Origin of the sequence: Lysobacter arenosi (genome assembly GCF_016613475.2) — a bacterium.
Lineage (GTDB): Bacteria > Pseudomonadota > Gammaproteobacteria > Xanthomonadales > Xanthomonadaceae > Lysobacter_J > Lysobacter_J arenosi.
Genome location: NZ_CP071517.1, coordinates 1343150 through 1357478 on the forward strand (window position 1 = coordinate 1343150; position 14329 = coordinate 1357478).

Annotated in this window: 12 protein-coding genes and 2 pseudogenes; 4 read left to right on the forward strand and 10 right to left on the reverse strand. The window is 67.1% G+C overall.

Annotated elements, in window-relative coordinates:
• Positions 1–76 precede the first annotated feature (76 nt).
• Complete coding sequence (locus HIV01_RS06325) at positions 77–925, forward strand: NAD-dependent protein deacetylase (protein ID WP_200605473.1); 849 nt, start codon at positions 77–79, stop codon at positions 923–925.
• A 57-nt stretch (positions 926–982) separates the two neighbouring features.
• On the opposite strand, the gene HIV01_RS06330 is transcribed toward HIV01_RS06325, so the two are convergent.
• From HIV01_RS06330 to HIV01_RS06355, 6 genes are all read right to left on the reverse strand, one after another.
• Positions 983–2404, reverse strand: coding sequence for an amino acid permease (locus tag HIV01_RS06330; protein ID WP_200605475.1), 1422 nt, complete (start codon positions 2402–2404; stop codon positions 983–985).
• A 179-nt stretch (positions 2405–2583) separates the two neighbouring features.
• Entirely contained in the window at positions 2584–3726 is a 1143-nt protein-coding gene (cfa, locus tag HIV01_RS06335; RefSeq protein WP_200605476.1) for a cyclopropane fatty acyl phospholipid synthase, read from the reverse strand.
• 190 nt (positions 3727–3916) lie between these two features.
• Entirely contained in the window at positions 3917–4753 is an 837-nt protein-coding gene (locus HIV01_RS06340) for a DUF3298 and DUF4163 domain-containing protein (protein WP_200605479.1), read from the reverse strand.
• A gap of 240 nt (positions 4754–4993) precedes the next feature.
• Complete coding sequence (locus HIV01_RS06345; RefSeq protein ID WP_245156929.1) at positions 4994–5752, reverse strand: pseudouridine synthase; 759 nt, start codon at positions 5750–5752, stop codon at positions 4994–4996.
• 87 nt (positions 5753–5839) lie between these two features.
• A complete protein-coding gene (locus HIV01_RS06350; RefSeq protein WP_200605483.1) occupies positions 5840–6118 on the reverse strand; it encodes a GNAT family N-acetyltransferase in 279 nt (92 codons plus the stop codon).
• Positions 6119–6182: 64 nt separating this feature from the next.
• Complete coding sequence (locus HIV01_RS06355; RefSeq protein ID WP_200605485.1) at positions 6183–6920, reverse strand: hypothetical protein; 738 nt, start codon at positions 6918–6920, stop codon at positions 6183–6185.
• 238 nt (positions 6921–7158) lie between these two features.
• Here HIV01_RS06355 and HIV01_RS06360 point away from each other — a divergent pair, with 238 nt between their 5' ends.
• On the forward strand, positions 7159–7347 hold the full coding sequence (locus tag HIV01_RS06360; RefSeq protein ID WP_200605487.1) for a hypothetical protein: 189 nt from the start codon (positions 7159–7161) through the stop codon (positions 7345–7347).
• A 140-nt stretch (positions 7348–7487) separates the two neighbouring features.
• On the opposite strand, the pseudogene HIV01_RS06365 reads toward HIV01_RS06360, so the two are convergent.
• The 3 genes and pseudogenes from HIV01_RS06365 to HIV01_RS06375 form a co-directional block, all read right to left on the reverse strand.
• Positions 7488–8091 (reverse strand): annotated as a pseudogene (locus HIV01_RS06365) (rhomboid family intramembrane serine protease).
• Positions 8092–8131: 40 nt separating this feature from the next.
• Positions 8132–9737: pseudogene (locus HIV01_RS06370) on the reverse strand (POT-type proton-dependent oligopeptide transporter).
• Between the two features lie 108 nt (positions 9738–9845).
• Complete coding sequence (locus HIV01_RS06375; RefSeq protein ID WP_207527117.1) at positions 9846–10478, reverse strand: glutathione S-transferase family protein; 633 nt, start codon at positions 10476–10478, stop codon at positions 9846–9848.
• A gap of 261 nt (positions 10479–10739) precedes the next feature.
• Between HIV01_RS06375 and HIV01_RS06380 the strand changes: the two genes are divergently transcribed.
• Both HIV01_RS06380 and HIV01_RS06385 read left to right on the forward strand, forming a co-directional pair.
• Positions 10740–12518 (forward strand): M14 family metallopeptidase, encoded by a 1779-nt coding sequence (locus HIV01_RS06380; protein WP_200605495.1) that lies wholly within the window; start codon positions 10740–10742, stop codon positions 12516–12518.
• Positions 12519–12572: 54 nt separating this feature from the next.
• Positions 12573–13634: a YbaY family lipoprotein gene (locus tag HIV01_RS06385; protein ID WP_200605497.1), complete on the forward strand. Its 1062-nt coding sequence runs from the start codon at positions 12573–12575 to the stop codon at positions 13632–13634.
• 12 nt (positions 13635–13646) lie between these two features.
• On the opposite strand, the gene HIV01_RS06390 is transcribed toward HIV01_RS06385, so the two are convergent.
• On the reverse strand, positions 13647–14246 hold the full coding sequence (locus HIV01_RS06390; RefSeq protein ID WP_200605500.1) for a YdeI/OmpD-associated family protein: 600 nt from the start codon (positions 14244–14246) through the stop codon (positions 13647–13649).
• Between the last annotated feature and the right edge of the window lie 83 nt (positions 14247–14329).

Genomic DNA, 14329 nt, shown 5'->3' on the forward strand with positions numbered 1-14329 from the left:
TCAATCCATGAGACGACGTTCAGGTTGGCAGGCCAGAAAACGAGGTGAACAACGCGGTGAATGAGAAGATGGGGGCATGTCCGCAGCACCCAATAACCTCTCCCCTGCGCCCCATGAGGCCGCCGACCGCCTGCGTGAATGGCTGCGTCCGCACCAGCGTGTGTTCGTGCTCACCGGCGCCGGTTGCAGCACCGATTCGGGCATCCCCGACTACCGCGATGGCGACGGCCAGTGGAAACGCACGCCACCGGTCACCTACCAGGCGTTCACGGCCGAGCCGCTGGTCAACGCCCGCTACTGGGCGCGTAGTTTCATCGGCTGGCCGCGCATCGCGCAGGCCCGGCCCAATGCCGCCCATCTCGCGCTCGCGGGTTGGGAGCAGCAAGGGCGACTGACGACCCTGCTCACCCAGAATGTCGACGGCCTGCATCAGCGCGCCGGCAGCCGCGACGTCATCGATCTGCATGGGCGGCTCGACGACGTGGTCTGCCTGGCCTGCGGCGATCGCCAGCCGCGCGCGGCGATGCAGGAGCGACTGGCCGCACTGAATCCCGATTGGCTCGGTCTCGACGCCGGGACCGCACCGGATGGAGATGCCGATCTCGACGGCCACGACTTCAGCGCGTTCCGCGTGCCGCCTTGTGCGCGCTGCGGGGGGATGCTCAAGCCCGACGTGGTGTTCTTCGGCGAGAACGTGCCGCGTCCGCGCTACCTGCAGGCGCAGGAGGCGCTGCAGGCATCCGATGCGGTGCTGGTGGTGGGTTCGTCTTTAATGGTCTATTCGGGCTTCCGCTTCGTGCGCAGCGCGCACGAGGCCGGGATGCCGATTGCGATCGTCAATCGCGGAAGGACGCGTGCCGACGAACTGGCCGGGCTAAAGCTCGAAGCCGATGCCGGCGCGGTGCTGTCGGCGGCAATGAGCTGACATTTCGAGGCAGATCTGACGCGACGGGCGTTGCAACGCCCGTCGCATCCGGGTGGATCAGGCTTCCTTGCCGACAGCCAGCAGGCTGTGCTTGCGGCCGTAGATCAGATAGGCAACCACGCCAATCACGTTCCACACCAGGAACCACAGCTGCGTGCGATGCGGCAGGCTCCAGAACAGGTACAGGCAGCCGAAGATCGCGATCGGTCCGACCACCCATGCCAGCGGCGTGCGGAACAGGCGCTTGCGCTCCGGGTCGCGCTTGCGCAGCACCAGCAGGCACACCGCAACCGCGATGAACGCTGCCAGCGTGCCGGCGTTGGCCAGCGCGGCGATCTCGTCCAGTCGCGCCACGCCGGCCAGCGCCGCCACCAGGGTCGCGGTGAACAGCGTGGTGGCGATCGGCGTGCCAGTGCGCGGGCTGACCTTCGACAGGCCACGCGGCAACAGGCCGTCGCGCGACATCACGAAGAAGATGCGGCTCTGGCCGTACAGGAATGCCAGCAGCACCGTCGGCAATGCGATCACGGCGGCGGCGGCAATGACCGTGGCCGCCTTGCCCTGCCCCAGTTCGCGCAGGATCAGCGCCAGCGGCTCGGGGCTGTTGCCGAACACGGTGTAGCTCAGCGCGCCGACGGCGGCCAGGGCCACGACCATGTAGATCAGAGTGCAACCGACCATCGAACCGACGATGCCGATCGACAGGTCGCGGCCGGGATTCTTGGTTTCCTCGGCCGCCGTGGAGATCGCATCGAACCCGTAGAAGGCGAAGAAGATGATCGCCGCCGCGGCCATCACGCCGCGCTCCACTCCGTCCGCGCCCATCGACTTGGCGAAGCCGTACGGCATGAAGGGCTGGGTGTTGGCGACATCGAAATGCGGCAGGGCGATGGCGACGAAGATGCCAAGCGCGATGATCTTCAGCACCACCAGGACCGCATTGAGCGTGGCGCTCTCGCGCGTGCCCGCCATCAGCAGGCCGGCCACGACGAAGACGATGCCTACCGCGGGCAGGTTGATCAGGCCGCCCGCGTGCGGGCCAGCGGTCAACCACAACGGCAGGTCCACCCCGAGTCCCTTGAGGAAGCCCACGGCGTAGCCGGACCAGCCGACCGCGACCGTGCTCACCACCAGCGAGTACTCCAGGATCAGGCTCCAGCCCACCACCCAGGCAATCGCCTCGCCCAGCACGATGTAGCTGTAGGTATAGGCGCTGCCGGCGGCCGGCATCATGGTCGCCATTTCGGCGTAGGCCAGGGCCGCGCAGGCGCAGACGATGCCTGCGACGAGGAACGACAGCAGCACCGCGGGTCCGGCGAGATTGGCGCCGACGCCGATCAGGGTGTAGATGCCGGTGCCGACGATGGCGCCGATGCCCAGCGCGATCAGGTGCGGCCAGCTCAGGGTTGGCACCAGGCGGCGCCCTTCCTCGTGGACCGTGACCCGGTCGATGTCCTTGCGCCGGAACCAAGTCTGCATAGAACCCTCTGTCGAGCTGGCGAAATGGACGCACATAGTGGGGCAAAGCCGGCGGCGATGCGATGTGCACTGCAGCTTGCAAGGGACGAGGGGTTGTTGTGTGGGCCGCCGGGCAGCAATTGCTGCAGCGGCCCCTGCCGCCGGGCGGCAAGGTGTGGAGCGTCGGGAGTATCCGGCCGTCAGCGTGGAGCGATGTAGCCGCCCGGCACGCCCCTGGGCGACAGCACCAGTTGCCAAAGCTGCGTGTGGCGGCTGCGGAAGCTGGCCATCGAGGCCGACAGATAGAACCGCCACATGCGCTGGAAGCGCTCGTCGTAGTGGGCCGGCAATTGCCCCCAGGCACGCTCGACGTTGTCGAGCCACGCCTGCAGGGTCAGCTCGTAGTCGGCACCGAAGTTGTGCCAGTCCTCCATCACGAACAGGCCTTCGCAGCTGGTCGAGATCTGCGCGGCCGAAGGCAGCATCGAGTTGGGGAAGATGTAACGCGCGATCCAGGGGTCGGTGACACGCACCGAAACGTTGGTGCCGATCGTATGCAGCAGGAACAACCCGTCTTCGGCCAGCGAACGCCGTGCCACTTCGAAGTAGGTCCGGTAGTTCTTGACCCCGACGTGCTCGAACATGCCGATCGAGAGGATCGCATCGAATCGCTCGTCGCCCTCGCCTGCCCCCACTTCGCGGTAGTCCTGCAGCCGGATCTCGATCGGCAGCCCGGCGCACAACTCGCGTGCATAGGCAGCCTGCTCCCGCGACACGGTGATGCCGACGCCGCTGATGCCGTAGCGCTCGGCGGCGAACTTCAGCGCCTCGCCCCAGCCGCAGCCGATGTCGAGCACGCGCATGCCGGGCTTGAGGTTGAGCTTGCGGCAGACCAGGTCGAGCTTCGCCTCCTGCGCCGCGTCCAGGTCGTGCAGGCGCGCACCGTCGCGGTCGCGCCAGTAGGCACAGCTGTAGACCATGTGCCGGCCGAGCATGGCGCGATACAGGTCGTTGCCCAGGTCGTAATGGCGTTCGCCGACGACGAAGCTGCGGCGTCGGCTCTGCAGGTTGGTCAGATAGGCCTTCACGCCGTCGGCCCACGCCTTCCAGCCGCGCACACGGCGGTCGAGGTCGGCACTGATGACCTTGTACAGGAAGCCATCCAGCGACGCCGCCCGCCACCAGCCGTCCATGTAGGACTCACCCAGCCCGAGCGAACCCTCGACCAGGACGCGGGCGAAAAAGCGGTCGTCCTCGATCTGGACGTCCCACGGACGATTGCCGCCGACCCGGACGTCGGCCAGCGACAGCAACTGCTCTACCCGACTGCGCAATGCGGACATGGCGACCTCGGCTATGCGTCTGGCCCCCCTCGGGCCTGGCCCCCGCGCACCTGGCGGGCATCCCGATCCTATCGCGATGCCGCGAAAGACGGCATCAACTTCCGTCGTGCTGCCGCCAAGGCGGCATTAACCTCTGCCGTGCTGCCGCCAAGGCGGCATTAACCTCTGCAGTGCTGCCGCCAAGGCGGCATCAGCCCCCGCTAAACAGCGTCCGGTACTCGGGGGCCACGAACGGCAGCAGCACGTCGGCGGGCACTTCCACCGTCTGGGTGCCATCGGAATACGGGCCCACCTGGTACGGCGCGAACACGAAGCGCAGGCCGCCCAGCTTGCCGTCGGGCGCGGCCATCGGCTCGAACAGGGCGAAGTCGGTGGGCGCCGGCTCGGTGCCGTCGTCGATCATGCGCGAGGCGTTCTTGACCACCTCGGCACGCTCCTCGGCCGGCAGGTCATCAGCGTCGACGCGCTGCGACAGCGCCGAATGCAGCTGCTCGCGGACGTAACCGGAAATCGCCGCCCAGCCCTTGTCGTCGCGCACCAGTTCGCGCGCGGTGAGCAGGCGCTGCTGCTGCGGCAGCCAGACGAAACGCGCGATCAGCGGCGCACCGTGGGCGCCGCCGGTGTAGCTGCTGCCGTCGGCAGCGACCGCGACCACGCTGGGGGTGTTCATCAGCTCGGTGAAACTGAGCGAGAGGTCGTAGGGTGCGCTGGTCGCACCGCCCGGCTGGCTGCGGGACTTCGCCGCCTCGATCAGGTCGGCACGCGCGGCATCGGCGAACTTCTTCAGTTCGGCCGCAAGCGCCGGGTGCTGCCCGGCCGGGACCTGGTAACTGATGCCGATGATGTAGTCCGGCGTCGACTCCGATACGTCCTTGAGTTCGACCGCCACAGGCACGTCGGCAGCCGTGGCCGGCGTGGCTGGCGCAGTCGTGGTGGTCGTGGTTGCCGGCGCCGCCGGCTCGCCTTCGCGCTTGCAGCCTGCCAGCACCGCCAGGCCAAGCAACGACAGCATGAGCAGTTGCTTCATGGGCCATCCCTTGTCGATGCGCGCAAGGTTAGCGGCGACGACGTGATGCCCGTATGCACGCACGGCGCGACGCGCGGAGGGCCGCCTCGTTGGCGTCGGGGCTGGTTCGGATCGGGACATGGGCAGATCGGACTTCGGCAACGGCACGGACACTTCACCAGGCTGGACTACTTCCGCTGAAACGTTTGCCGGTGCCCGCTTCCCCACTTTGCATTGCAAGGCGTTGCGGCGGGTGTCGAATTACCACTGCGTCCGTTGCGGCAACAGCCCCTGCAGCTCGGCGTCGGTCAGGTTGCGCCACTGGCCGGGCTTGAGGTGGCCGAGCTTGACGTTGCCGATGCGCACGCGCAGCAGCTGTTTCACGCGCATGCCGAAGTGCGCCGCCATCAGGCGGATCTGCCGGTTGAGGCCCTGCACCAGGACGATGCGGAAACCGAACTTGCCCAGCTTGCCGGTCCGGCAGGGCAGCGTCATCTGGCCGTGGACCGGCACGCCACGCGCCATCGCGCGCACGAACTCGTCGGTCACGGCGTGGTTCACCACCACCAGGTATTCCTTCTCCAGCTTGTTCTCGGCGCGCAGGATCTCGTTGACGATGTCGCCGTTGCTGGTCAGCAGGATCAGGCCCTCGGAGTCCTTGTCGAGCCGGCCGATCGGAAAGATGCGGTGCTGGTGGCCGACGAAGTCGACGATGTTGCCCTTGACCCCGGCCTCGGTGGTGCTGGTGACGCCGACCGGCTTGTTGAGGGCGATGTAGACGTGCTGGCGCTTGCCCTTGCTGGCCTGGCGCACCTTCAGCGGCTGGCCGTCGACCAGGACCTGATCGCCGTCACCGACCTCGGCGCCGATCCGCGCGCGCACTCCGTTGACGGTGACCCGCCCCTCGGCGATGAGGTTGTCGGCTTCGCGACGCGAGCAGAAGCCGGTGTCGCTGATGTGCTTGTTCAGGCGCATGCGGGCAGGCGCCAGGGGCGCGGCAGTCGGGGGATGGGCGCGCATGCTGTCATACATGAGCGCGGGGGGACAGCGCCGCGACCCGGCCAATCACTGCGGCCGGCCTGGACGCTGCCGCCGGCCGGTTCCGGGTCAGGCCAGCAGCTGGTTGTACTCGGGATGGCGTTCCACCCAGGCCGCGGCGTAGGAGCACTGCGGATGGACGTGCCAGCCCTGCGCCTTGGCGAACTCGAACGCCTCGCGGACCAGTTCGCCGGCAATGCCACGGCCGCCGATCGCCTCGGGCACGCCGGTGTGGGTGATCACCATCTTGCTGCCTTCGCGGTAGTACTCCAGGCGGGCATCGACGCCATCGACGGTGGTCATGAACGCGCCGATTACCGGGTCATGCTGGATCTGGTGCTGGGTCATGGGGCCCTCTCGGTCTGGAGTCGGGTGCACGGTGCGTGCGCCCTGACTTGTAGGCAACGGTAGCTCAACGGCTGTCGCGCTTGCCCTGGTTGTGACGGTCCTGCGTGCCGATGCTGCCCTGGATCGCCTCCATGCGGCTTTCGGCGGCATGCAGCTCCCCGGCCTTGGCGGCCGCGCTGTCGGACTGGAAGCCGGGCTTGGGAACGTGTCCGTGGGCGGGATCGAACTGCTGCCACGGCTGCGGCTGGTGGTCGCGCTCGTGCTTGAGCGCCAGCAGTTCCTGGGTATTGGCCAGTGCCTGCTCGGGGGTGATGCGCGGCTTGCTGGGGGCGCGTGCAGCGCGCTTGCGCGGGACCGGAGTCTTCACCGCTGCCTTGGCCGGAGCCTTGCGCGCGGTCCGGGCGACGACCTTCTTGGCCGGTGCCTTCCTGGCAGCCGCCTTTCGGGCGGTGGTCTTGCTGGCAGCCGTCTTGCGAACCGTCTTCCTGGCGACCTTCTTGGCAACCTTGCGTGCCGGCGCCTTGCGCGCGGCCGTCTTCTTCACGACCTTCCTGGCGACCTTGCTGGCGGCGGTCTTCTTCGCGACCTTCCTGGTTGCGGTCTTTTTTGCCACGGCCTTCTTTGCTGCGGTCTTGCGCGCGGGGGTCTTGCGCGCCGCGGTCTTGGCGGTGGTCTTCTTCCGGGCCGTTTTGGCGACGACTTTCCGGGCGGACTTCTTTGCAGCCTTCTTGGCAGCCTTCTTCGCCGGTTTCTTCGCGGTGGCCTTGCGGGCGGTGGTCTTGCCTGCCTTCCTGATCGCCATGCCTGGCACTCCTGGGCATCGTCTGGGGGAGGTTTTTGGATATCACGGCCAGCATTCATGCCGGGTGAGCGGAACGCGTGCCCGAGCGCCGCATTGCGTCATCCGTTCAGTCCCAGCCACGACCAGTAATGACCGATTGCGTCACATTTTCACGCCCAACCCGAGCCCAGACCAAGGTGAGACGGCTGGCACGGAATCTGCGTGACTCAAGACAGGAAAGTCAGTACGGAGAACACCCATGACCGTGCACCACCTGACCCTCGGCCACGTCAGCGACGACGCCCTGATGACGCGCATGTTCGACCTGGTCCAGAACGGCAAGGAAGGCTCGATCGAGTCGTCGCAGATCGATGCCGAGATCTACGCCCGCCTGCTCGAGACCTACGGCGCCGAAGGCGAAACGACGTCGGACCGCCACGCGGCCTGATCGGTTGCGACCCGGTTCCAACGACCCGATCCCGAGATCCGGTCGGCACCAGCTCGGGTAGCTGGGGGGCGCCCTGAGCGCGGCGGGCCTGCGTGTCGCAGGTCCGCCGCAGTCCCTCCCGCTGCCGCGGTCCGTCCTTCTCAGCCGAAGGACGGTTTCATCAGCCGCTCAAGGAAGATCGTTCCCACGCGCGGCTCCATCAGCAGCATGAACAACACGCCATAGATCGCGCCCGACAGGTGCGCGCTGTGGTTGATGTTGTCGCCGCCGCGACGATCCATCCAGAACGAATAGGCGACGTAGGCCACCGCGTACAGGATCGCCGGCATCGGCAGCACGAACACGATGATCAGCGACCACGGCTTGAGCAGGACGTAGGCGAACAGCACCGCCGACACCGCGCCGGAGGCACCCAGGCTGCGGTAGCTCGGATCATGACGGTGGCGCAGATACGTCGGCAGGATCGCGATCACTATCGCCGACAGGTAGAACAGCAGGAAGCCGAACGGTCCGATCAGCTGTCCGATCACGCCCTCGATCACGCGACCGAAGAAGTACAGCGTGATCATGTTGAACAGCAGGTGCGACCAGTCGGCATGGATGAATCCATGCGTCACCAGTCGGTCGTACTGGTGGTTGCGGTCGATCGCCGGCGGCCACAGGATCAGGCGGTTGAGCAGCTGCGGCCTCGAAGGCCAGCCACGAGACGCCCACGGTCACGGCGATCAGGATGAAAGTCAGCATCCGTTGAAGCTCCTGGCATCGATGTCGGCAGTGGTCGGCATCATGCGCTGCGGTAGTTGTCCTGCATCGGATAGGTGCGCGCGTACAGCGCGAACGCCGCCGCGGCAACGAAAGCGAAGCCGGCGAAGAAGAACATCAGGAAGGCGTTCTCGCTCAGGCCGGTGTTGGCGATATGCGAGATCACCGCATCGTTGCGGACGCTGGCATTGGTCAGCAGCACCCACAGGCTGCCGAAGGTGATGGCCAAGGTACCAGAAGGCCATGATCACGCCCTTCATCGCGCGCGGTGCCTGGCTGTAGGCGAACTCGAGCGCGGTCGCCGACACCAGCACTTCGCCGAAGGTCAGCAGCGCGTACGGCAGCATCTGCCAGTCCAGCGTCACCGCATGGCCACCGTCGAGGTACAGCTGGATCAGGCCCGCGCCGATCCAGGCCACGCCGGAAAACGCGATGCCCCAGCCCATGCGCTTGAGTGCGGTCGGCTCGTAGCCGAGCTTGCGCAGTGCCGGGTACAGCACGATGTTGTTGAACGGGATCAGCAGCATCACCAGCAGCGGATTGATCGCCTGCATCTGCGCGGCGTCCTTGATCAGCCAGCTCGGCCACCACCAGGAGTCGTGCGGCATCACCATCTCGTTGCCCTGCAGCACCCAGGTCGAGGCCTTCTGGTCGAACAGCGAATGGAACGGCGTCGCCAGCGCGAACACGATCAGGATGCGCAGCACCGCGCGCACGCCGTCGACCGCGGCTTCCGGGTGCTTGCCGCGTGCGCGGTCGAGTTGCATCGAGGTGCCCATGCCGCCGAAAGCGATGATCAGGCCCAGCGCCATGCAGGCGCAGATCACGAAACCGAGCTTGGGAATCAGCAACAGCGCGCCGATCGCGAGCACGCCGCCGATGGCCGCCACGACCAGGCCCGGCCGGCCCTGCCCCGGCGCCTGCGACAGCAGCGCGGTACGCGCCACGTGCAGGAACGAGTCCGGGTCGGCTGCTGCCGGCGGCACGTTGACGTACTGCTTGCGACCCAGCCAGAAGATGAAGGTGGCGATGAACATCAGCACGCCGGGAATGCCGAATGCCACGGCCGGGCCGTACTCGCGCAGGAAGATCGGCATCAGCAGTGACGCGAAGAAGCTGCCGAAGTTGATGATCCAGTAGAAGGCGTCGAAGACGATCTTCGCCAGGTGCTTGTTGCTCTGGTCGAACTGGTCGCCGCAGAACGACACCACCAGCGGTTTGATGCCGCCTGACCCCAGTGCGATCAGGAACAGGCCCGTATAGAAGCCGGTGCGGTTGTCCTCGAAGATCGCCAGGCAGGCATGGCCGACGCAGTAGACCAGCGAGAACCACAGCACGGTCTGGTACTTGCCGAAGAAGCGGTCGGCCAGCCAGCCGCCCAGCAGCGGGAAGAAGTACACGCCGATGACGAAGCTGTGGAAGACGTCCTTGGCGATGCCCGCACGTTCGGCTTCAGGTGCGTACAGCAGCAGCGTGCTGACCAGGAACGGCGTCAGGATGTTGCGCATCCCGTAGAAGCTGAACCGCTCGCAGCCCTCGTTGCCGATGATGTAGGGAATCTGCCGGGGCATCTTGCCCTGGGAGTCCCCGTGGTGTTCGGCGGTGGCGGCGCTTGCGGTGGTCGTCATCTACGGCGGTCCTGCGGGTACGTTCACGGATTCAGTGCGGGCGTGCCGCGGCCGGCAGCGCCGGCAGCGGCGGATGGGCAAGCCTACCCGATCGGCGCTCGCCGTCGCTCAGGCCCAGTCGGTCAGGCCTTCGCGTTCGTACAGGGTCTTGAAGGACGGCCGTGCCTTCAGGGCCTGCGCCAGTGCCGCCAGGTGCGGCCAGTCGTGACCAGGGCGCGGCATGTTGCGGGTCCAGCGCATCAGCATGGCAAGGTAGAAGTCAGCCGCGCTCAGGCGATCGCCGAGCAGGTACGGGCCATTCGCGGCCCGGTGCGCGTCCAGTCGATCCCAGGCCGCCTCGACGCGGCGGCGGGTGCCTTCGCGGATTTCGTCGGCATTGGAGTCGTCGATGATGTCGCCCGGGTACCACCACAACCGCATCGGCGATTGCACGGTGTTGGCCAGGTTCAACATCCACTGCAGGTAGGGGCCGCGCAGCGGACTGTCGAGCGCGGGCGCAAGCCCCGACTCGGCATGGCGATCGGCCAGATGCAGCACGAGTGCAGCTGCCTCGTAGAGCGGCTTGCCGTCGGCAACCAGGGTCGGCACCAGGCCATTGGGATTGAGCGCGAGGTAGTCGTCGGACTTGTGCTGCCTGGCCTGCGTGTCGACCAGGCGCAGCTCGTGCGGCACGTCGAACTCGATCAGCAACCAATGGACGACCAGGCTCGCCGCGCCGGGCGAGTAATAGAGGCTGTACATGCGGGGATCCCCAATGATCAGGCGCCATGATCGCATGCGGGTCGATGCGACTGCCCGTCATCCCGGCGAAAGCCGGGACCCAACTTGATCCTGCTCTGCAGCGGCGAAGTCGGAGGCCGAAAGGCAAAATGGTTCCCGGCGTTCGCCGGGACGACGGGGCCTCACTGCTGACACGGCATGTCAGCAGCGTGACCCTCACCGGCAAAGCTGTGGCCCCGGCTCGGCTACCATGCCGCGACATTTTCGTGAGATGCCCGCGCAATGACCCGTTCGCCGCTCGCCGTCGCAACCCTCGCCGCACTGCTCACCACTCTCCCCGCCCTCGCCGCCCCGACCTCCTCCGCGCTGACCACCGTGTCCGAGCGCAGCGGCTTCGTGAAAACCGGTCGCTATGACGAGGTCATCGCCCTGTGCGCCGAGTTCGCGCGGCGCTATCCCGACGCGGTGCGTTGCAGCGACTTCGGCACCACGCCCGAAGGCCGGCCGATGAAGGTGCTGGTCGTGTCGAAGGCCGGTGCGTTCACGCCGGAAGCCGCGAAGGCCAAGGGCCTGCCGGTCATGCTGATCCAGGGCGGCATCCATGCCGGCGAGATCGACGGCAAGGATGCCGGCTTCCTCGCCCTGCGCCAGGCGCTCGATGGCGAAGCCGCGCCCGGCGCGCTCGACAAGCAGGTGCTGCTGTTCGTGCCGGTGTTCAACGTCGACGGCCACGAGCGCTTTGCCCGCTGGAACCGTCCCAACCAGCGCGGCCCGGAGGAAATGGGCTGGCGCACCACCGCGCAGAACTACAACCTCAACCGCGACTACGTGAAGGCCGACACGGCCGAAATGCAGGCGATGCTGAAGCTGGTCGATGCCTGGGACCCGCTCGCCTACGTCGACCTGCACGTCACCGACGGCGCCAAGTTCGAACACGACGTCTCGATCCAGGTCGAGCCGGTGAACAGCGGCGACGAAGCATTGCGCGCCGCCGGCACCGACCTGCGCGATGGCGTGATCGAGCAGCTGGCCGCGGAAGGTTCGCTGCCGCTGTCGTTCTATCCGTCGTTCGTGAAGAGCGACGAACCCGATTCGGGCTTCGAGGACGGCGTTCCCACGCCGCGCTTCTCGCATGGCTACTTCCAGCTGCGCAATCGCCTGGGCATGCTGGTCGAGACGCACTCCTGGCGCGAGTATCCGCATCGCGTCAAGGTCACGCGCAACATCATCGTCGCCCTGCTCGACCTGGTTGCCAGCAATGGCGCGCAGTGGCAGCAGCAGACCACGGAGGCCGACAAGCGTGCCGCCGCCCTCGGCGGCCAGCCGGTCGCCCTCGACTACAAGGCCACCGACAAGAGCCGCACCATCGACTTCCGCGGTTATGCCTACACGCGCACGCCGTCGGAAGTGTCGGGCGCGTTGATGACCCGCTACGACGAGACCAAGCCGGAGATCTGGAAGCTGCCGATCCGCGACCAGATCGTGCCCGACCACGTCGTCACCGCACCGCGGGGCGGTTACCTCGTGCCGGCCGCGCATGCGGGCTGGGTTGCGGCCAAGCTCGACCAGCATGGCATCAGCTACCGCCGCCTCGCCGCCGCACAGTCGAAGGCCAAGGTCGAAGCGTTCCGCGCCGACAAGGCCAGCTTCGGTGCGCAATCGGTCGAGGGACACCAGCGCCTGACGCTGAGCGGCCAGTGGCAGGCCGAGACCCAGGACGTCGCCGCCGGTGCCCTGTTCGTGCCGATCGCGCAGCCCGAGGCGCGGCTGGTCATGGCACTGCTGGAACCGCAGGCGCCCGACGCGCTGGTGGCCTGGGGCGAGTTCAACAACCACTTCGAGCGCAAGGAATACATGGAGGACTACGTCGCCGAGGACGTGGCGCGGCAGATGCTCAAGGACCCGAAGGTCAAGGCCGAGTTCGAACAACGCCTCAAGGACGATGCCGCCTTCGCCGCCGACCCGCAGGCGCGACTGGAATTCTTCGCCCGACGCCATTCTTCCTGGGATTCGCGCTACCGCCTGTACCCGGTGCTGCGCACCGATGGCACACCACGCTGACGCATTTTCAACATCCGCACCGCTAGGCTGGGCATCTTCCAAGGAGAGATGCCCATGATCGAGTCGAAGCCGTTTTCGTCGTCGCTGCCCGGCCTGTTCGGCATCGCCCTGGCGGTGTCGCTGGCGGCCTGCCAGCCAGGCAACGACTCCGGGGCTGCTTCGACCGCGCCTGCGCCAGCTGCCACGCCACCGCTGACCCAGGGCGCGCACGCGATCACCGGCACCGCCGGTTACCGCGAGCGGATCATGATGCCGCCGGGCTCGAGCCTGCGCGTGCAACTGATCGACAACCTGCTCGCCGACACGCCCGATGCGGTGCTGTCGGACATGACGTTCAAGGACCTGTCGGGCCCGCCGTTCGCCTTCAGCCTGCCCTATGACCCGGTCAAGCTGCGCAGCAGTGGCCAGTACGGTTTGCATGCCTCGCTGATCGGGCCGGACGGCAAGCTGTGGTTCGTCACCGATACGCGCGCGCCGGTGGACCCTGCCGCCAACGCGCCGGTCGAATTGCAGCTGGTGCGCGTGGCGTCCCCCGCGCCGGCCGCCGCCGCAGGCAAGACCAGCTACTGGCAATGCGGCGAGCTTCGCCTCAGCGCCGACTTCAGCCAGGCCGAACGCACCGTGCTGTCGTTCTCCGGGCGCGACCTGACGATCCCGCTGGCGATGTCCGCCTCCGGCGCGCGCTATGCAGACGACAAGGGCAACGAGTTCTGGACCAAGGGTGACAGCGGCACGCTCACGCTGAGCGGCGAGGACAAGCGCGAGTGCAAACAGGCCGACGGCCCGTCACCGTGGGAAGCGGCCAAGGCACGCGACATCGGCTTCCGCGCGGTCGGTAACGAACCGGGCTGGTGGGTCGAGGTCGGCATGGGCGAGGCGCCGCTGCTGCGCGCCGAACTCGATTACGGCGCGCGCAAGATCGAGGTTGCCAACGCGCAGCCGCTCAAGGGCGCGACAGGTTTCAGTGGCAAGACCGCCAACGGCACGCAGGTCGAGCTGAAGATCGAACGCAAGCCATGCCAGGACGACATGAGTGGCAGTTCGTTCGAGGCCAGCGCGCAGCTCAGCGCGGGCGGAAAGACGTACAAGGGTTGCGGCGCCTTCCTTCGGGACTGACGACCTCAGCCGCTACGACATGTACTTCCAGTTGCGCGACTTGCCCTCGGCCACCCACTCCAGGGTCTGCTGCAGGCGTCGCTGTCGGGTTTCCTCGCGCTTGGCTTCGACGATCCACTCGATGTAATCGCGTCGATAGCTGGGCGGGAACGCCTCAAAATGCGCGCGCGCCTTGGCGTTCTTCCGCAACGCGGCGGCGAGGTCTTCGGGAACCTCCAGCGCCGGCTTGGCCTTCGCCGCCTTGCTGGCCGGACGCGTGCTGCCGCTGTCGATCAGCGCCATCGCCTGCTTGATGAAGCCGGTCAGTTCACGCTTGCCGGGCAGGTCCGCGATGCGGGTGATCCGGCCGAACTGGCCCATGCCCTGCTCGCTGCGCGCGGCGCCTTCGATCTGCTCGCCCTGCCAGAAACCAAAACCGACGTGCTGCTTGAACGCGGCCATGCCGCACAGGATCTTGCCGCGGTAGGTGAAGCTCGGCATGCCCCATTTGATCGTTTCCTCGACCTCCGGGCAGCCTCTGTGCACGACCGCGCGCAAGTGCTCGAGCAGTGGTCGGGCGAACTCCGCAGAACGGGCGATATAGGCGTCGATTCGCGGGTCGAGGGCGGCCATGGACGGTTCCGGAGTGAGCGCGTCCTATTGTGCACATGCTTCCACGTTGGAACAGTCGAGGGGCGGAAAATGTCACCGGCAGC